Origin of the sequence: Plantactinospora sp. WMMB334, from assembly GCF_049179095.1 — a bacterium.
GTDB lineage: Bacteria > Actinomycetota > Actinomycetes > Mycobacteriales > Micromonosporaceae > Plantactinospora.
Window position 1 is genome coordinate 5,546,346 of the sequence record NZ_JBMHME010000002.1, and the last position, 18,443, is coordinate 5,564,788.

13 protein-coding genes and 1 pseudogene are annotated in these 18,443 nt (G+C 71.6%); 8 read left to right on the plus strand and 6 right to left on the minus strand.

Annotated elements, in window-relative coordinates:
• Nucleotides 1-17 precede the first annotated feature (17 nt).
• Nucleotides 18-164: a hypothetical protein gene (locus ACN27G_RS23695; protein ID WP_421494961.1), complete on the minus strand. Its 147-nt coding sequence runs from the start codon at nt 162-164 to the stop codon at nt 18-20.
• A gap of 132 nt (nt 165-296) precedes the next feature.
• On the opposite strand from ACN27G_RS23695, the gene ACN27G_RS23700 reads away from it, so the two are divergent.
• Entirely contained in the window at nt 297-665 is a 369-nt protein-coding gene (locus tag ACN27G_RS23700) for a hypothetical protein (RefSeq protein ID WP_421494962.1), read from the plus strand.
• Between the two features lie 171 nt (nt 666-836).
• Here the strand turns inward: ACN27G_RS23700 and ACN27G_RS23705 are convergent, their stop codons facing one another.
• The gene (locus ACN27G_RS23705) at nt 837-2,600 is read right to left on the minus strand and encodes a glycoside hydrolase family 6 protein (RefSeq protein WP_421494963.1); all 1,764 of its coding nucleotides are present in this window, start codon (nt 2,598-2,600) and stop codon (nt 837-839) included.
• Between the two features lie 722 nt (nt 2,601-3,322).
• On the opposite strand from ACN27G_RS23705, the gene ACN27G_RS23710 reads away from it, so the two are divergent.
• From ACN27G_RS23710 to ACN27G_RS23725, 4 genes are all read left to right on the plus strand, one after another.
• Nucleotides 3,323-4,051 (plus strand): hypothetical protein, encoded by a 729-nt coding sequence (locus ACN27G_RS23710; RefSeq protein WP_421494964.1) that lies wholly within the window; start codon nt 3,323-3,325, stop codon nt 4,049-4,051.
• Nucleotides 4,035-4,766 carry a class F sortase gene (locus ACN27G_RS23715; protein ID WP_421494965.1) on the plus strand — a complete coding sequence of 244 codons (732 nt, stop codon included), beginning with the start codon at nt 4,035-4,037 and terminating at the stop codon, nt 4,764-4,766. The genes ACN27G_RS23710 and ACN27G_RS23715 overlap by 17 nt, the downstream gene beginning before the upstream one ends.
• Nucleotides 4,767-5,019: 253 nt before the next feature.
• Entirely contained in the window at nt 5,020-5,817 is a 798-nt protein-coding gene (locus tag ACN27G_RS23720) for a hypothetical protein (RefSeq protein ID WP_421494966.1), read from the plus strand.
• 1 nt (nt 5,818) lies between these two features.
• A complete protein-coding gene (locus tag ACN27G_RS23725) occupies nt 5,819-6,574 on the plus strand; it encodes a class F sortase (RefSeq protein WP_421494967.1) in 756 nt (251 codons plus the stop codon).
• Nucleotides 6,575-6,640: 66 nt separating this feature from the next.
• Here ACN27G_RS23725 and ACN27G_RS23730 read toward each other — a convergent pair whose 3' ends face one another.
• On the minus strand, nt 6,641-11,689 hold the full coding sequence (locus tag ACN27G_RS23730; protein WP_421494968.1) for an NAD-glutamate dehydrogenase: 5,049 nt from the start codon (nt 11,687-11,689) through the stop codon (nt 6,641-6,643).
• 427 nt (nt 11,690-12,116) lie between these two features.
• On the opposite strand from ACN27G_RS23730, the gene ACN27G_RS23735 reads away from it, so the two are divergent.
• Entirely contained in the window at nt 12,117-14,081 is a 1,965-nt protein-coding gene (locus ACN27G_RS23735) for a penicillin-binding transpeptidase domain-containing protein (RefSeq protein ID WP_421494969.1), read from the plus strand.
• Nucleotides 14,082-14,203: 122 nt separating this feature from the next.
• On the opposite strand, the gene ACN27G_RS23740 is transcribed toward ACN27G_RS23735, so the two are convergent.
• Together ACN27G_RS23740 and ACN27G_RS23745 are read right to left on the minus strand one after the other, a co-directional pair.
• A complete protein-coding gene (locus tag ACN27G_RS23740; RefSeq protein ID WP_421494970.1) occupies nt 14,204-14,437 on the minus strand; it encodes a TM2 domain-containing protein in 234 nt (77 codons plus the stop codon).
• Nucleotides 14,438-14,548: 111 nt separating this feature from the next.
• The gene (locus ACN27G_RS23745) at nt 14,549-15,106 is read right to left on the minus strand and encodes a TetR/AcrR family transcriptional regulator (protein WP_421494971.1); all 558 of its coding nucleotides are present in this window, start codon (nt 15,104-15,106) and stop codon (nt 14,549-14,551) included.
• 903 nt (nt 15,107-16,009) lie between these two features.
• Here ACN27G_RS23745 and ACN27G_RS23750 point away from each other — a divergent pair.
• Both ACN27G_RS23750 and ACN27G_RS23755 read left to right on the plus strand, forming a co-directional pair.
• Complete coding sequence (locus tag ACN27G_RS23750; protein WP_421494972.1) at nt 16,010-16,270, plus strand: hypothetical protein; 261 nt, start codon at nt 16,010-16,012, stop codon at nt 16,268-16,270.
• A 91-nt stretch (nt 16,271-16,361) separates the two neighbouring features.
• Nucleotides 16,362-16,646 carry a hypothetical protein gene (locus ACN27G_RS23755; RefSeq protein ID WP_421494973.1) on the plus strand — a complete coding sequence of 95 codons (285 nt, stop codon included), beginning with the start codon at nt 16,362-16,364 and terminating at the stop codon, nt 16,644-16,646.
• A 667-nt stretch (nt 16,647-17,313) separates the two neighbouring features.
• On the opposite strand, the pseudogene ACN27G_RS23760 reads toward ACN27G_RS23755, so the two are convergent.
• Nucleotides 17,314-18,393 (minus strand): annotated as a pseudogene (locus ACN27G_RS23760) (arginase family protein); the annotation flags it as partial.
• Nucleotides 18,394-18,443 lie beyond the last annotated feature (50 nt).

Sequence of the window (18,443 nt, forward strand, 5' to 3'; positions counted from 1 at the left end):
CAGGGCTCCGCAACGCCTCAGGGCTGCCCCAACGCCATGCAGGCACTGCTCGGCTGGCCGCTCTGGGTCTCCATCGTCGTCGGTGCGCTGATCGTGCTGGTCCACATCACGATCGGTGGACTCTCCTCGGCGATCCACAACGAGGTGCTCCGGTTCTTCGGCACCGCTCCGACTCCCGGCGGCAGGCGGGCGGATGCGCAGGCATGGCGCCGGTCATCCGGGGTAGTCGATGCGGAGGACCGGTCAGCCGGAAGACCGGTCACCCGCACGCCGCATCCGGACAGGAGGGCAGCACGATGACGGAGCGCGATCCGACGCCGAACCGGCCATTGGAGGAGAGTCCCGAGGTGGCGGCCGCGGTCGAGGACGAGACCGCCGTACCGCAGTTGTCCTCCGACGGCGGACGAGGCGTCGACAATCCGGACTTCGTGGACGTCGAGGAGGTTCCCGGCGACTTTCCGGCCACCGACGACCTGCTCGGCGACCCGCACGGGCAGGGAGCGGGCGGTGCCGGCGACGCCCGTACCGGTGCCGAACAGCCGTGGGATCCGGAGGACGTGGCGGCCGCGCAGGGGCGTGACCCGACACCGGACAACGTCGGGCGGGCCCGCGAGCAGCTGGACCGGGAGGGCACCGCCGCCACGGTGGAGAGGACGGTGCCCTGACCGGCGGGCGCAGGAGCGGGCGGCGGTGCGGGCGAACCACACCCGCCCCTCCGACCACATGCGACGGTCCCCGGGACGCGACGGTCCCCGGGCCCGCGCGTCGCCGCGCCGACCCGGGGACCGCCCGGATGGTACTGACTTCGTCGTGCTACCCCGGTTGGTGCCTTCGGATCAGAGCGCCGGGTAGGCGTTCTGCATCAGCTGGGTGAGCTGTGCCGGGAACCAGGCACCCGAGATCGGGGCGCCGGAGAGCGCACCGCTCATGTTGTTGTTGTTACGCGGGTTGCCACCGTAGGTCGGGTCGCACATCCGGTCGAAGCCCTTGCCCTCGTCGTTGTCGATCTGGGTGCTGGAGCCGTCCGACTCGCCCGGGGGCTTGATCCAGACGTACGCGTCGATCCCGGTCGCCGGGTTGGCCCGCGGCCGCTCGCCGAGACCGGCCCCGCTCTGGTTGCACCAGTTGCCGAGGTGGATCCGGCGGTCGATCCGGGAGCCGTCGACCTGCTGGTCCACGCTGCCGCTGGTGACCGGGCCGGTGGGCCGGGCCGAGCCGCCCCAACCGTTACGCGAGGTGTCGATCAGCATACCGATGTTGCGGTCGAAGCCCTGCGAGACCAGCTCGGTACGGAGTGCCTGGGCGAAGCGCTGCTCGTCCACGTACCGGTTGTAGTCGATCCACTTGGAGAGCCGGTTCTGCTCGGTCACGTTCAGGTAGGGCTCGAGCGTGGCCGAGTAGTTGGCGGTGTTGGCGATGAAGCCGTGCACGTTGGCCGTGGTGCTGCCCTCGGCGCGGGCGGCCTCGGCGAAGATCTGCGCGGAGGCCCGGAAGTTGTCGTCCCACCCGATCCAGCCGTGGTGGCCGGCGTCGATGTAGTTGTAGACGTTCGGCACCGCACCGAGCTTGGCCAGGGCGTAGCCGACACCCTTGACGTAGTTGCCGTTGGCCTTCATCGTGTCGCACTGCGCCGTCGCGGTCTCCCGCGGCGCCACGTTGGTGACCAGGTTCGGCAGCGAGTCGATCTCGATGATCGCGACGATCCGCAGGTTCCGGTACGCCGAGTCCGACATGATCGCCGCGATCGGGTCGATGTACTCGGACTTGTACCTGGGCAGTGCGTCGGCCGGAAGCTCACCGTTCGAGGCGAGCGCCGCGCAGTCCCGGCCGGGCAGGTTGTAGATGACGATCTGGATGTAGCCGGCGTTCTGTGCCACCGCCTCGTCCAGGTGGTCCCGCAGGCCCATCGGGCCGTTCGAACTGCTGTCCGGGGTGCCGGTGATCGCCGCGATCCGGTCCAGCCAGACGCCGGTGGGGTTGTTCGAGATCCGGCTGCCGCCGGAGACGCTCTCCGCCTTGGCCTTCCACTCCGGGTTCACGTAACCCCGGGCGCCCGCGTACGGGTTGTCGACCCGCTGGCCCGGGGTGCCGGTCGGCGGGTTCGTCGGGTTGCCGGTGGGCGGGTTCGTCGGCGGGTTGGTCGGCGGGTTCGTCGGCGGGTTCGTCGGCGCGGTGCCGTTGCAGGTGGTCCCGTTGACGCTGAAGGACGTCGGCGCCGGGTTGCTGCCGCTCCAGGAGCCGTTGAACCCGATGCCGGTGGAGGCGCCGGTGGCCAGGTTGCCGTTCCAGGACATGTTCGTCGCGGTCACCTGGCTGCCGGACTGGGTCCAGTTCGCCGACCAGCCCTGGGTCACCCGCTGGCCGCTGTCGGGGAAGGTGAAGCGGAGGGTCCAGCCGTTGATCGCGTCACCGACGTTCCGGATGGTGATGCTGGCGCTGAAGCCACCCTGCCACTGGTTGGCGGTGTAGGTGACGCTGCACCCGGGGGCCGCCTGCGCCACCGACGCCGGGATGGTGACCAGACCGGCGGCGACCAACGCGCTGGCGCCTGCCACCGCGACGGCCTTCTGCCGGACGGACAGTCTACTCCGTAAATTCATGCCACTGATCTCCTTGGGCCAGCCGGTTACGACGGACGGAACCGGCGCGGCGGTCACGGACGTCACGTCAGGTGGGGTACTCCGTGGACGCCATGGGGGATTGCAAAGGTGCCCGACCCGGACGGGCGCATGTGGTGGTGGTGCCGGCCGCGGCTGGCGGCCGTGGTGACGCCGTCCGGTGAACCGGCTGCCCTCGGCGTCTGCTGCGCGGTGTGGCTCCCCCAGCACAGTGGATGAATTCTTGCATGGGAGCGCTTCCACCACAACACCCCGGCACTGATGGATGACGATTCCCTGCTCGCGCGGGCTGCCGCGCCCACCTCGGCCGACCTGCGACGGCACGCCCGGACGAGCACAGCGGCACGCCCGAGCGAACACAGTGGACGCACGCCGGAGGGGAAACCGTACCCCACTCTGGCCCTCCCGGGCCGGGCCGTCAACCGGGCGAACAGGGACCGGGCGATTCCGGCAGACCCGCCGCACCCACCCGATCAGGTGATCGGCACCGATCCCGGCCGATCCCGCCCGGGCGCGGCCAGCCGGCGCAGTCGGTGGCGACCCGGCCGGTACGCCGCCAGAGGCCCCAGGTAGCACGGGCAGCCCGCGTCCGGGGTCAATCGGGGAAATGTGACGAAAATAAGATGAAAACTCACAAACTCGCTACTCTCAGTCATGGCTCGTCTGCCGGCGAGCTGAGGCAGAACGGAAGGATGACGAAAGTCATGTCCAAGAAGTTCCTCGGCAAGGTGATCGCTGGAGCCGCCTTCGGCGGCGCCTCGCTACTCGTTTTCACCCCCTCCGCCGCGCTCGCGGACGGCGGGTACCACCCGGAGGGACAGCGGTCCGGCAGCTCGGGCCGGATCTTCACGAAGCCGCACGTCGCGAAGGCCGGAGACAAGATCGAAGTCGTCGAGGTCTGCCCCGAGGCACAGCAGCACGCGTGGTTGTGGTCACGGGTCACCGGAAAGGTGGACCTGACACCCGGGCACCGCGACGACCACCCCACCGGCGGGGACTCCGGGACGGGCGGGGACGGGCGGGAAGGCGGCGGAGAACCGGAGGACACCGACGGGCCCTCGAACCCCGGCGACTACGGGGAGTACAGGGGCGAGAACGGCGAGGAGACAGGGCCGGCGAGCGGCCGGCCCGGCGGCGACCACCGGGCGGCCGGCCCGGACGGCTGGACCGGTGGGGACCGGGCCGGCTTCGAGTACGGGACCACCGTCACCATCCCGTGGGACGCCGAGCCGGGATCGTACGCGCTCAAGGGCTCCTGCGGCGAGGGTGAGCTGATCGTCGCGCCGAAGGGCTGGGTCGACGGCGGTGCCGGCGGCACGTCCTCCGGCAACCGCGACAACCTGGCCGTCGCGGGCACCGGGACGCTCGGGTTGGCCGCGCTCGGCGGGCTGGCGTTGCTGCGCCGGCGCCGTACCGATGAGTCGCCCGACTGAGGCGACGGCGGGCCGTGCCGGCGGCGCCCCCGGGAAACCGTGGCGCGCCGCCGGCACCGCCCTCGTCGCGGCGCTGGCGCTGGTCGGTGCCGGCCTGATCGGCGTTGCGCTCGCCGCCCCGGATCCGGTCGCTCCGCCGGCGCCGGGCGCCGGTGCCGCCCCGGACGACCCTGACCGGGTCTCCGGCGACGCTCCGGCCGGTGGCCCCGGGGACGCCTCCGCGCCCCCCGCGCCGGAACTCCCCGGCGGCACCGGCCTGGCCAGGTCGGAGCCGGCGATGATCAGAATTCCGAAGATCGGCGTGGTCGCCACCATCCTGCCGCTCGGGCTCACCCCGGACGGCATGGTGCAGGTGCCGCCGCTGACCAGGGCGGAACTGGCCGGCTGGTACGAACTCGGCCCGACACCCGGCGAACCCGGCAACTCCGTGATCGTCGGGCACGTCGACTCCCGGGAGGTCGGGCCGGCGGTCTTCTTCCGGCTCGGTGCCCTGCTGCCCGGGGACGGCGTGGAGGTGATCCGGCGGGACGGCAGCCTGGCCAGCTTCGTGGTGGAGGGCGTGAAGTCGTACCCGAAGAGCGCCTTTCCCACCGAACTCGTCTACGGCCCGAGCGAGACCCCGGGACTCCGCCTGGTGACCTGCGGCGGAGACTTCGACGAGCGGACCGGCTCCTATCCGGACAACATCATCGCCTTCGCGAGGCTCGCCAGGTAGGGAGACTCCCACCCCGACGGCGCCCGCGACGGCGCCCGAAGCATCCCGGGCCCGCAGGGGACAGCGACCGACGCTGTCCCTGCTTCGGTACGCCGATCCGGACATCGTCGGAGCGAAGACTCTGTACCACCCAGAGGTGAGCTTTCCCGGGAAATACTCGTAATCACGACATCAGCTCACAAAGTGGCTAGCGTCGGTCGTGGCTCGACTGGCCGTCGAGCAACGGAAACGGGGAAGGAAGTGACTACGAGTCATGGGTAGCAAGTTGCTGGGCAAGGTGATGGCCGGTGCCGGCCTGGGCGCCGCGTCCCTGCTGATCTGCGCACCAGGGACCGCCCTCGCCGACGGTGGCCCGTACGACTGGGAGGACGGCGGGCACATCTACACCGTGCCCAAGGGAGTGAAGGCAGGACACAAATTCAAGATCATCCTGAAGTGTGACCGTCCGGTGGAGAAGCCCTGGGTTTCGTCGAAGGTCACCGGCAAGGTCTGGCTCAAGCCCCTGGAGGACGGGGTCCGGGTGCCCGACGACGTCCAGCCGCCGACGCCGCCCAACGGCGGACAGCCACCGCTGCCGCCCAACGGCGGACAGCCGCCGCTGCCACCCAACGGGGAACAGCCACCGCTGCCACCCAACGGCGGACAGCCACCGCTGCCACCCAACGGGGAACAGCCACCGCTGCCGCCGGACGGCGGACAGCCGCCGCTGCCCGACGGGGCGCAGCCCGCGGCGCCGGACGGTGCCGACGAGGGTGCCGGTGCGCAGCCGGAGGGCGGCCAGGGCGGTCAGGCCGCGTACGGCCACGAGGCCACCTACTGGGGCTGGGCCAAGGTGTCGTACAAGACCAAGCCCGGTCACTACTCCGCCTGGGGGGCCTGTGACGGCAGGGGCAAGATCATCGTCCTGCCCAAGGGCTGGGTGCACGGTGGTGACGGTGGCGCCAGCACCGACCAGAGCCGGGTCGCCGCTGGTGCGGGTCTGCTGGGGGCGGCCGCGCTCGGTGGCTTCCTGATGATCCGGCGGCGTCGTACCGATGGCTCACTCGCCTGACGTGCCGACCAGGCGCGCCGGCGGCCGGCACGGGCGACCGTGGCGTGCCGCCGGCGTCACCCTGGTCGCTCTCCTCGCGCTCAGCGGCACCGCGCTGCTCACCGCCGGCCTGAACCCGGCACCGGCGCAGCCGCCACAGCCCGCCCGGACCGAGGCCGGCGAGGCGTCGGCGCAGCCGACGCCGGGCCCGGGGACGGCCACACCGACCCCGACGACGACGCCGGGCACCCGCTCGGGCGCGCCCGGCACCGCCTCCGGCCCGCCCCCCGGGGCGGCCGCACCGCCCCGGGCGGTGGGACTGCCCCGCTCCGAGCCGGTCCGGATCACCATCCCGAAGATCAAGGTGAATGCGAAGATCATCCCGCTCGGGGTGGAGGAGGACGGCACCGTGCAGGTGCCGTCGCTGAAGGAGGCCAGGCTCGCCGGCTGGTACAGAGGCGGCGCCAGTCCCGGCGAGATCGGCAACGCGGTCGTGGTCGGGCACGTCGACTCGGCCGCGATCGGACCGGCGGTCTTCTTCCGGCTCGGCTCGCTGAAACGCGGCGACCGGATCGAGGTGACCCGCAAGGACGGCAAGGTCGCCCGCTTCACGGTGGACGCCGTCGCGTCGTTCCCGAAGACGGCGTTCCCGTCCGAACTGGTCTACGGGGATGCGGAGACCGCCCGGCTCCAGGTGGTGACCTGTGGCGGCACCTTCGACCGCAAGAAGGGCAGCTATCCCAACAACATCGTCGTCTCCGCGACCCGGATCCCCTGACCGCGACGGCGGCGTGCCGGGCCGGCCGCTCGCCGGCCCGGCACGCCCCTGGTCGACAGGGCCGGATCAGGAGGCGGCCGAGGTCCGCACCAGGGTACGGATCTGCCGCAGCAGCACCGAGAGCGCGGAGAGATCGGCCCGGGACTCGTCGAACTCACCCATCGCCCGACGGGTACGGCCCACCGAGATCGAGTTCGACTCCTCCCACTCCCGCACCCGCTCGTCCGGCGGCAGCTCGGCCGAGGTCGCGCCGAGCACCTCGGCGGTGAGCGCGGCGAGCGCCGCGTAGAGGTCGTAGCGCAGCGCCATCCGGGCCAGCGTCTGCCAGCGGTCCTCCCGGGGCAGCAGCGAGATCTTCGACAGCAGCGAGTCGACCCGGAACCGGTCGGAGAGGACGAAGTAGACCGCCGCCACCTCGCCGACCTCCCGGCCGGTTGCGGTGGCGGTCTCCACCACGTCGAGCAGGCCGAAGCTGTACATCAGCCGGGTGGAACGCTCGGCCAGCTCCCGGGGCAGCCCGCGCCGCACGCACATGTCGACGTGCGCCTCCAGCGCCGCGCGCTCGCCGCCGCAGAAGAGCCTGTCCAGCAGGGGCAGGAGCCGGGACACCCCGTCGTGCAGCCGGGAGATCTCGGCCGGTACGTCGATCGGCGAACGCCGGTTGGTCACCAGCCATCGCACGGCACGGTCGAGCAGCCGGCGGGTGTCGAGGTAGACGGCGGTCTGCACATCGGTCGGCACCCTGTTGTCCAGCGCCTCGATGTCGGCCCAGACCTGCCGCAGCCCGAACACCTCGCGGACCACCACGTACGCCCGGATCACGTCGGCGGGCGTGGCACCGGTCTCCTCCACCACCCGGTAGATGAAGGAGATGCCGCCCCGGTTCACCGCCTCGTTGACCAGCACGGTGGTGACGATGTCCCGGTGCAGCCGGTGCTCCGGCATCCGGCCGGCGTACCGCTCGCGCAGCGGGGACGGGAAATAGCCGGTGAGCACCTGGAAGGTCCACTCCTCGTCCGGCAACCTGTCGGCCAGGATCTCCCGCTCCAGCACGATCTTGACGTACGCGAGCAGCACCGCGAACTCCGGCGCGGTCAGCCCGATGTCGCCGCGGACCGCCAGTTCCTCGTCCGGCGGCAGCGCCTCCAACTGTCGGTCGAGGTGACCGGCACGCTCGAAGTCGGAGATCATCCGGCGGTGCACCGGCAGCAGCGAGGCCGCCTGCGCCTGCGCGTTGCCGATCGCCCGCGCCTGGTCGTAGTTGTCCCGGAGCACCAGCTCGGCGACCTCGTCGGTCATCTCGGCCAGCAGCGCGTCCCGGTCCGGCACGCCCAGCTCGCCGTCGGCGACCGCCGCGCCGAGCAGGATCTTGATGTTCACCTCGTGGTCCGAGGTGTCCACCCCGGCCGCGTTGTCGATGAAGTCGGTGAAGATCCGGCCGCCGGCCAGGGCGTACTCGATCCGGCCGACCTGGGTGAAGCCCAGGTTGCCGCCCTCGCCGACCACCCGGGCGCGCAGGTCCTTGCCGTCCACCCGGATCGCGTCGTTGGACTTGTCCCCGACCTCGGCGTTCGACTCCGACGACGCCTTGACGTAGGTGCCGATGCCGCCGTTCCAGAAGAGGTCGACCGGGGCGCAGAGGATCGCCTTCATCAGCTCCTGCGGCGACATCGACTCGACGTCGCCGAGGTCGAGCACCGCCCGGACCTGCGGGCTGATCGGGATCGACTTCGCGGTACGCGGATAGATCCCGCCGCCCTCGCTTATCAACTCCGCGTTGTACTCCTCCCAGGAGGAGCGCGGCGTGTCGAAGAGGCGGCGGCGCTCCGCGTAGGAGACGGCCGGGTCCGGGTCCGGGTCCAGCACGATGTGCCGGTGGTCGAAGGCGGCCACCAGCCTGATGTGCTCGGAGAGCAGCATCCCGTTGCCGAAGACGTCGCCGGACATGTCGCCGACACCGACCACGGTGAAGTCCTGGGTCTGGGTGTCGATCCCCATGTCCCGGAAGTGCCGCTTCACCGACTCCCAGGCGCCCCGGGCGGTGATCCCCATCCTCTTGTGGTCGTAGCCGGCCGAGCCGCCGGAGGCGAACGCGTCGGCCAGCCAGAAGCCGTTGCGCATCGAGATCTCGTTGGCGATGTCGGAGAAGCTGGCGGTGCCCTTGTCCGCCGCCACCACCAGGTAGGGGTCGTCGGCGTCGTGCCGGACCACGTCGTGCGGCGGCACGATCTGCCCGCCGACCAGGTTGTCGGTGACATCCAGCATGGCGGAGATGAGCCCCTGGTAGCAGGCGACCGCCTCGTCCCGGTCGCCCGGCTTCTGCTTGAGCACGAAGCCGCCCTTGGCGCCCACCGGCACGATCACGGCGTTCTTCACCATCTGTGCCTTGACCAGGCCGAGCACCTCGGTCCGGAAGTCCTCCCGCCGGTCCGACCAGCGGATGCCACCCCGGGCCACCGGCCCGAACCGCAGGTGCACGCCCTCGAAGCGCGGCGAGTAGACGAAGATCTCGTACTTCGGGCGGGGTGCCGGCAGGTCGGGCACGGCCTGCGGGTCGAGCTTGAACGCCACGTACGACTTCGGCCGCCCGTCGGTGCGCCGCTGGTAGAAGCTGGTCCGCAGGGTCGCCTGGATCAGCGTCAGGTACGACCGCAGGATGCGGTCCTGGTCCAGGCTGCTCACGTCGTCGAGCTGCTGGTTGATGGAGGTGACCAGCTCCTTGCTCCGCAGGTTGCGCTCCTCGGCGGAGTAGCCCAGCGTCGGCGAGAACCGCACCTCGAAGAGTTCCACGAGCGAGGCGGCGAGCTGCGGGTACGCGATGAAGGTCGACTCCATGTAGTCCTGCGAGAAGACCGTGCCGGCCTGCCGCAGGTATTTCGCGTACGCCCGCAGCACCACCACCTGCCGCCAGGTCAGACCGCCGCGCAGCACCAGCTCGTTGAAGCCGTCCACCTCGGCCTCGCCCCGCCAGGTGGCGGAGAAGGCGTTCTCCACGTGCGGGCGCACCTCGGTCAGGTCCCGGGCGCCCTCCGGCAGCTCCAGGCCGAAGTCGTAGAGGTAGATCCGGCCGTCGAGCCGCTCCACCTCGTACGGGTGCTCGTCGATCACCCGTACGCCGAGCGAGTGCAGCACCGGCAGCACGGCGGAGAGCACCATCGGTTCGCCGTACCGGTAGACCTTGAACCGGACGTCCTCGACGGTGGTGGCCGGGGCCGGCCCGCCCGGCCGGGCCGTCTGGTGCTTGCGGAACATGTGCATCTCGAGCTGGCCCGGCTCCTCGAGCAGTTCGAGCTTTGCCAGGTCCTTCATCGCCTCGTACGGGGTGTGCCCGTCCTTGTAACCCTCGGGAAAGGCGTCGGCGTACCGGGTGAAGAGCCGCTTGGCCTGCTCGTCGCCGAGCTTGCGCTCCAGCACCAGCCGGTAGTCGTCGTCCCAGAGCCGGGTCGCGTCGGCGAGCTCCTCGGCGAGCAGGTCCGCGTCGACCTCGCCGGGCGGGTTCGACGGGTCGGTCCGGACGATGAAGTGCACCCGGGCCAGCATCGACTCGGTGACCCGGGTGGTGTAGTCGACGCCGATCCCGTTCAGCTCGCGGAGCAGGATCTCCTGCATCCGCAGCCGGTTCTGCGTGGTGAACCGGTCCCGGGGCAGGTAGATCAGGCAGGAGATGAACCGCCCGTAGCCGTCCCGGCGCAGGAAGACCCGGAGCTGCCGGCGGCCCGCCATCCGGAGCACCCCGACGACGGCGTGGTAGAGGTCGTCGGTCTTGATCTGGAAGAGCTCGTCCCGGGGATAGGTCTCCAGGATCTGCAACAGGTCCTTGCCGGAGTGGCTGCGCGGGCTCAGCCCGGAGCGGTCCAGCACCTCGGCGACCTTGCGCCGGACCACCGGCAGCTCCCGGACGCTGGTGCGGTACGCCGCCGTGGCGAGCAGACCGAGGAAGCGCCGCTCCCCCACCACCTCGCCCGCCGAGTTGAAGATCTTGAAGCCGATGTAGTCGAGGTAGGCCGAGCGGTGCACGGTGGCCCGGGAGTTCGCCTTGGTGATGATCAGCAGGCGCTTCTCGGTCACCTTCTGGTGCGCCTCCGGGGTCATCGAGGAGAGCGTGCGGGGCGTGGTGGAGTCCTGGCGCAGGATGCCCAGCCCGCTGCCGAGGATCGCCTCCAGCGCCGGCCCCTGCTCGGTCTGGATCAGCCGGTATTCCCGGTAGCCGAGAAAGGTGAAGTGCTCGTGGGCGAGCCAGCGGAGCAGCTCCACCGAGTCGGTGATGTCCTTCTCCGGCACCGGTGGGCGGTTCTCCGAGGTACGCGCGGCGGCCAGCTCGTCGGCGAGCGAGAGAGCCCGCTGGCGCATCTTGGGCCAGTCCTCCACCGCCTCGCGGACGTCGGTGAGCACCCGCTGCAGCTCGGCGCGCAATCGGTTCCGGTCGGCCTCGCCGCGTACCGGGTCGATCTCGATCCGCATCCAGCTCTCGACGATGTCGCCGTCGATCCCGTCGTCGGGCTCGACGTCGGCGGCGACCTCGGTCAACCTGCCGAGCGGCTCGCGGCGGACCACCACGAGCGGGTGTACCAGCATGTGCACGTCGAGGTGGTGCCCGGTGAGCAGCGCGGTGACGGAATCCACCAGAAAGGGCATGTCGTCCGTGACGATCTCGATCACGGTGTGCTGCTGGTCCTCGTCCGGCTCGCGGATCCGCAGCTTCAGCTCACCCGGTACGCGCTGCTGGGCGAGATCCCGGTGCTCCCGGGCCGCGGTCAGCATCTCCTCCGCGGTGAAGCCGACCAGTTCCTCGTCAGGTGCGAAGCGCCAGAACCGGTCGACCAGGGTCGCCGCGTCGTGGTCGTCGCCGGCCAGCGCCACCGCCTGGGCGACCAGCCGCTCGGCGTTCGGCACCGGCTCGTCCAGGTCGGCGTCCTCGACGTCGTCGACGAGGGCCTCCGGCGGCAGTCCGAGATCGTAGAGCGTGTCGATGCTGGCCCCCGGCACACCGGTGACGCCGGAGGCGAGTCGAGAGCCCGCCCCGTCGTCGTCGATCGCCGCATCGTAGCTGTCGTCCCGGCCGGCATCCTCCGGCCGAAGGACGGGTTCCGGTGAGATCGCCGGACGCCGGTCCATCGTGCAACTCCCCTCGACCCACCACGCCGTGGGTCACTCTCCGCCCAGACTAGGCCCTACCGATAAGCCCCTCTGTCGGTGGACCGGCGGCCGGATGTCGGATCTGGGTTATGTCCTTTCCTGCGGTGCGGGCACCCGACACGCCCGCCCCGGAGTACCCACGCACGCTCCGCCATCACCCGATCCATGCGGCGGACAGCGGGTCCGGCACGGTGCCAACACCAGACATCTCCACCCTGACCAGCACGGAAACCCGAGAAGAGCCTCGAAAACAGGGGTGATCCGGCCCGCAGCGTGCCGTAGCGGGACAGCCGGCATTGGTTCCCCCGTACTACCGTCAGACTGCCGCCGAGCGACGCCCGGCGCTGCGTTGAACTGCCGCCGGAGCGAAGTCCGGCGAAGCGCCGACCTGGGAGGTAACCGCGGCATGCGCTTTCCGACGCCACCTCGTCAGCTCCACCCCGGGCAGCACGTCCGGCGTGGCGCCGCCACCGCACTGGCCGGTGTGCTGCTGGCCGCCGGGGCGCTCGCCGGCTGCTCCGAGTCGGACGGGCCGGACCGCGCGGTCGACGCGTTCCTGGCGGGCTGGCGCGGCGGCGATCTCCACAGGGTCGGTTTCCGCAATCCGGCCGGCCAGCGGGTCCCGGCCGAGGAGGTGGCCGAGGAGATCACGCAGCTCTCCGGGGAGCTGGCCAGCACCCCACCGGCACTGCGTCGGGAGGGCGACGCGAAGATCGAAGAAGACATCGCGACCGCGACGGTACGGGTCGACTGGACGTTGCCCGGTGACACGCACTGGACGTACCCGTCGGAGATCCAGCTCAAGCGTGGCGAGGACGACGAGTGGCAGGTGATCTGGGAACCGAAGGTCGTCGAGTCGCGCCTGACCAGGGGTGACGAGCTGACGCTGCGCCGCCTGACGGCCACCCGGGCGGCGGTGACCGACGGTGCCGGTGCACCCCTGGTGGCGCCCCGGCCGGTGGTGGTGGTCGGTGTGCAGCCCGACCAGGTGACCGACGTGCCAGGGCTGGTGCGGCAACTGGACGCTGCGTTCCGGGCGATCCGGCCGCCGATCACCCCGGCGATCGACCTGACCGACCTGCCGGGCCGGATGCGGGAGGCGAAACCGGACGCCTTCGTCGAGGTGGTCACCCTCCGCCGGGATGCCTACCTCCAGGTCAAACCACGCATCCATCCGCTGGAGGGGACGAAGTTCCGCGAGGAGCAACGGGAGCTCGCCCCGACCCGGGACTTCGCCCGGGCCCTGCTCGGCTCGGTCGACCCGGTGCAGGCCGACGACATGACGGCCAACCCCGGGCTCTTCGAGGAGGGTGACCTGGTCGGCCACGGCGGGCTCCAGGGCCGGTACGACAGGCAGCTGCGCGGCGGGACCGGGCTGAGCGTGATCATCGCGAGCAAGCGGCCGGACGGTACGGTCACGCCGAGCGGCACCGAACTCTTCCGGCGAGAGCCGGAGCCCGGCGTACCGCTGAAGACCACCCTCGACGTGCCGACCCAGAACGCGGCGGACGACGCGCTGCGCGGCACCCGGCAGCGCTCCGCCCTGGTGGCGGTCCGGGTCAGCGACGGCGCGGTACTGGCGGCGGCGAACGGTGGCACCGCCGAGAACCTCGCCTTCACCGCCCAGGTGCCACCGGGCTCGACCTTCAAGATGGTCAGCACACTCGGCCTGCTCGACGCCGGTGCGGTCACCCTGGACGGCCCGGTCGCCTGCGACAGGACCTTCACCGTCGACGGCCGCTCGTTCAAGAACTCCGACAACTTCGCGCTCGGCACGGTGCCGTTCCGCACCGACTTCGCGCGCTCCTGCAACACCGCCTTCGCGGCGCTCGCCCCGAAGCTGGGGCCGGACGGGCTCGCCAACGCCGGGCGCAGCCTCGGCCTGGAGGCCGAGTGGAAGCTCGGGCTGGACGCCTTCTCCGGCAAGGTGTCGGCGGGCGGCCCGCCGGCCGAGCGGGCCGCCGCCGCCTTCGGCCAGGGCACCACCCTGGTCAGCCCGGTGGCGATGGCGGCGGCGACGGCCGGGGTCGCCCGCGGTCAGTGGCAGCAGCCGAAGCTGGTGCTGGAGCCGTCGCCGGGTGAGCCCGCGCCGGCCGGCCCACAGCTGAAGGCCGCTTCGGTCGAGCCGCTCCGCACGATGATGCGGGAGGTGGTCACCAAGGGCACCGGCACGGCGCTCGCGGACGTGCCGGGCGGCCCGGTCCACGGCAAGACCGGCACCGCCGAATACGACGACAACCCGGCACACACGCATGCCTGGTTCGTGGGCTGGCAGGGGGATGTCGCCTTCGCCGTCTTCGTCGAGAAGGGCGGGTCGAGTACGGCCACCGCCGTGCCGATCGCCGAGAAGTTCCTTCGCGGCCTCGCCTAGTTCCTGGGCGGCCTCGCCTGATGACCCGTGGCAGGCGGCGGACGACCGTCAGACGCGACGGCCGGGACGGTCGACGGGGGGGGTTCCCCGGACCGCCCCGGCCAGCGGAGTGTGTGCCTGCCTCAGCGGGCGAGCGCCTGCCCCTGCTTGTCGGTGAACCTGCCGATCAGGATCATGATGAAGTCGATCAGAACCCAGAGGCCCAGCCCGCCGAAGGTGAGGAGCATCAGGATGCCGGTGCCGACCTTGCCGACGTAGAACCGGTGCACCCCGAGCGCACCGAGGAAGAAGCAGAGCAGCACCGCGACGATCCAGGACTTCTGCCCGGTGGCCGGAACAGCGGCGGTTGTGGACATGGTTATTCCTTTCAGGACACTCAGAAAATAGGGTGTTCGCGCGGCGTCGAAGGTCCGCCGTGAACAGCGATCGCGGACATTACCGCACTCCATGCCGCTGCGCTGTCCCGGTCAGCGGCGGGGCAGGCTGGCGACGAACATCGCGATGAGTTGCTCGTAGGTCTCGTCCAGGTCCTCCGGCAGCCCGAAGCCGCCGCTCGCCTCCAGCGAGGCGAACCCGTGCGCGATGCTCCGACCGCAGCGGGTGGCGTGGATCGCCGCCGAGTCGGTGAGACCGTAGCCCCGCAGCGCGGCGAGGAAGACCTGCAACATCCGGCTGGCGGCGTCGACCATCACCGGCTCGTGCAGGGGGTTGGGCGGCATCGCGGCGTACCGGGCCGGATGCTCGCGGACGTAGTCGCGGTAGGTACGCAGCAGCACGGCCACCGCGTCGTCGCCGCTGCGGCCCAGCACCGCCGCCACGAACCGGTCGGTCATCTCGGTCATCACCCGGATGCCGACCAGCGTCCGCAACTCGGCCAGGCCGGCGACATGCTTGTAGAGCGAGGGCGGGGCGACCCCGGTGCGCGCGGCGACCGCCGCCAGGGTCAGCGACTCGACGCCGTGCTCGTCGATGACCTCGATCGCGGCGTTGACCACGGCGGTCGTCGAGAGCCCGACCCTAGGCACCGCACCACCCGTGCGACGCTCCTCGTCGACCCGCTGACTCGCTAATCACAATAGCCTGAAAGCTAGTAACGCTAGCCCGCAATGTCAAATCCTCGCCTGACCCATCCTGCCCGATCAGCCATCGGTGCAGTGGCCTGATTCCAGAGGGTGTGGGCTACGCGCGGGCTGGGCGAGGGCATATGGATGGCACGGCTGCCGGCGTTCTGCCAGTGCCGGCCGCCCGCGAGGTGAACCCTGCCGCCCCTGGGATCGCCGGTCACCCGGTATAAGGGAGCGTCCGGCTCGCCCTGACGGGCCGGACGCTCCCTTATCAAGGTCGTTCGCTCCAGGTCGCCGCTTCAAACACCTTTGCTGCTACTCGTCCGAGGCATCGTGCAATCGCTCACGGCGCCGCGCTGCGTACGCCCGGACGTCGGTGGCGGACCAGATCCGGCCGACAGTCAGTGTGTCCAGAGGCGCCGGGAAGTCGGGCCTGTCCACCAAGACCGCAGCGCGCTGGCGGCTGACCCCGAGGTGGTCGGCCACTTCTGCGAGCGCCATGACATGCATTCGGCGCACCATCTGCTTGGAGGGGTTGACAGCTTGCCTAGCCCTGGGTTGACTACTTGCCAACGGCCGATCAGAAGCCCCGAGCATGCCCGGTTGCGGGACGACGAAACGCCCGCGATCGGGCCGACGACGGATCCTCGCACCGGCCGGAATTCAGGACTGTCCCCGTTGCCGTACTGCGAGCTGGGCTGCGGTGGCGGGGGTGGGGTGATCCGGTCGGGCCCGAGATGGCCGGGTCACCCCGCCCAGGGGAACTGAGGGCACAGGACAGATCAGCGAGAAGGGACGTAGCGACGTGCGGCAACTCCTTCGGCGCACCCCGGCACGATCACGTACACCCGACCGGGTGACCCCATGCGGGTGAGCCGGTACGTCATCCACCTGCCGATCGTCACGACCGACCTCTCCCGGGCCCGCATCCTGGCCCGGACCGCCGCCCGGGCGTTGGCCTTCCTCTGCGTCGACGTCCAGGAGACCACCGTGTCGGAGGCGGCGACGCCGGGCGTACACCATCGGGTCTTCTGCGACCGGCGACTGGCCAACGGCCGGCGCTGCGGCCTGCGGATCGACCATGAGCTTCCGTGTACCCGGCGGGTGCGGCGGCGGTCGATATGACCGTGCTCACCTGCTCCGAGTGTGCCGGGGTGACCTTCACCGTCGTCGCCTGCCGGTGTACCGGAGTCTGCCGGCGGCGGTCGCGGACTGCGTGACATATCTCGAGGTCGCGCTCGCCGCGACGGTGCCGACCGACCCGCACCAGCCGATCCCGGTGCCGCAGACCCCACGACCACACCCGGTCGACGACCCGGCCCGGTTGACAGCGCGGCTCGGGGAGCGCCACCCGGGCAGGCCCGTCACGGTGCGCTTCGACCGCACCGGCTGCACGATCCACCTGCACGAGGATGGCTCGTCCCGGTTGCTGGCCGGGGCGGCCACCCTGCGCCAGGCCGTCGCCGCACTCGGGTTGCCCAGCCCGGACCCACCTCGCTGACCAGCGACGGTGCCCAGTGCTGCGAGCGCCGGCCGCAGTGAGCCCGGCCCGGCGTTGCTCGCTGCCCGTCGCCGGGGCCGGACCGGGGCCGGACGTGCGCCGATCCTCAGGCGATCTCCGCCGCCGATCCCCGCTCCAGACCAGGGGTCGGTGCGTCACCCCGCGCTGCGGGCCCGTTGTCGGCCTGGCCAGAATCCGGCGGAGCCCCGGCGGCGGGTCCCCCGACCGGCTCCCCGACCGGCCCCTCGGCCGGTTCGTCGGCGGGTTCCTCGACCGGCGGTGGCGGGTTGCGGCGGAGCCGTCCAGGACCGGCCGAGGCGGGCGGGCCGACCGGCTCCGACCAGCGGGCAGACAGGTCGGCTACCTCGGACCGGGCTCGGTCGGCGCCGTCCGGCCCGAGGGTGGCATCGCCGTGATCCCGCTCCGCCGCCGGTAGGTCTGACGAAGCTGCCTCGACAGGCCGCGGACCGGCCGATCCCGTGTCGGCACCCTCCCGCCCGGCGGGTTCGCTCGCCGCGCCGGTCGAGCCCGGCGCAGTGGACGGAGCGGACGGGGCCGGCACCGCTCCGAACGCCGTCGCGGCCGGAGAGGGGCGGGAGAAGGCGGGAAACTCGACCGCCGGTATCCCCCGCCGGACGGTGGCCGGCGCCGCGCCGGTCGACGGCACCACCGGCCGCCGGACCGGCACCGCCGGAACGGCTTGGGAGGGTGCCGCCGGAACGGCTTGGGAAGGTGCCGCCGGAGAGGCTTGGGACACCGTACGGGGTCCCGGCACGACCGGGTCCCGCCCGGGGGCGGCCGGCCGGCTCGGGGCCAGCCGGGGCGGCACCGCCTCCGGCGCGGCGACCGGGGCCAGGCCGGCGACCAGGGCCTCGACGATCTCGGCCGCGTAACTGCCGTCCGGGTCGTAGTCCGGGTCGAAGACGGTGAGCTCCACCCCCAGGCAGTGCGGGGTGTCGACCAGCCCGGCCAGCAGCAACTCCAACTCGGCGAAGGCGATCCCGCCCGGGTCCGGTGCGTCGACCGCCGGCATCACGGCCGGATCGAGCACGTCGACGTCGACGTGCAGCCAGTAACCCGCGCAGTCGGTCAACTGGTCGTGTGCCCACTGCGCCGTCCGGGCCGCCCCCTCGACCCGCAGCGCCGGCACCGGCCGGGTCACGATCCCGGCCGCCTGGAGATCGAGCCGGTACTCGTCGTGCGCCCGGATGCCGAGCACCACCACGTCGATGTCCCGGAAGTATGGCCGGCGCCCCTCGATGGCGGCCAGGTCGGCCTGCCCCCGCCCGGTGACCAGGGCCAGGTCCTCCCCGGCGGCGGCGCCGACGTAGGAGGCGTTGCCCGGATGCCGGAAGTCGGAGTGGCCGTCGACGAAGACCAGGCCGATCCGACCACCCACCGCCTCGCCGAGCCGGTGCATGGCCAGTGCCGAGCCGAGCAGGACCGAACAGTCCCCGCCGAGCACGAGCGGGAACTCCCCCTGGTCGATGATGCCGCCGATCCGCTCGGCCAGCTCCGTCGAGTACCGCGCGATCGCGTCGGCGTGGCACACCCCGTCCCCGGGACGCCAGTCGCCCGGGTCGTACCGGGGCGGGGTGAGGCAGCCGGCGTCCCGGGCGGCGAGCCGGCCGAGCAGGTCGTGGTCGCGCAGCGCGCCCGGCGCCTTGGCGCAGCCCGGCACCGACGTGGGGGTCGGTGGACGCAGACCCAGGTTGGACGGGGCGTCCAGGACGGCGATCCGGCGCATACTGTGCTCCCGTCCGGTATCGCGGCTGCCAGGCCGGCACTCGTGCCGCT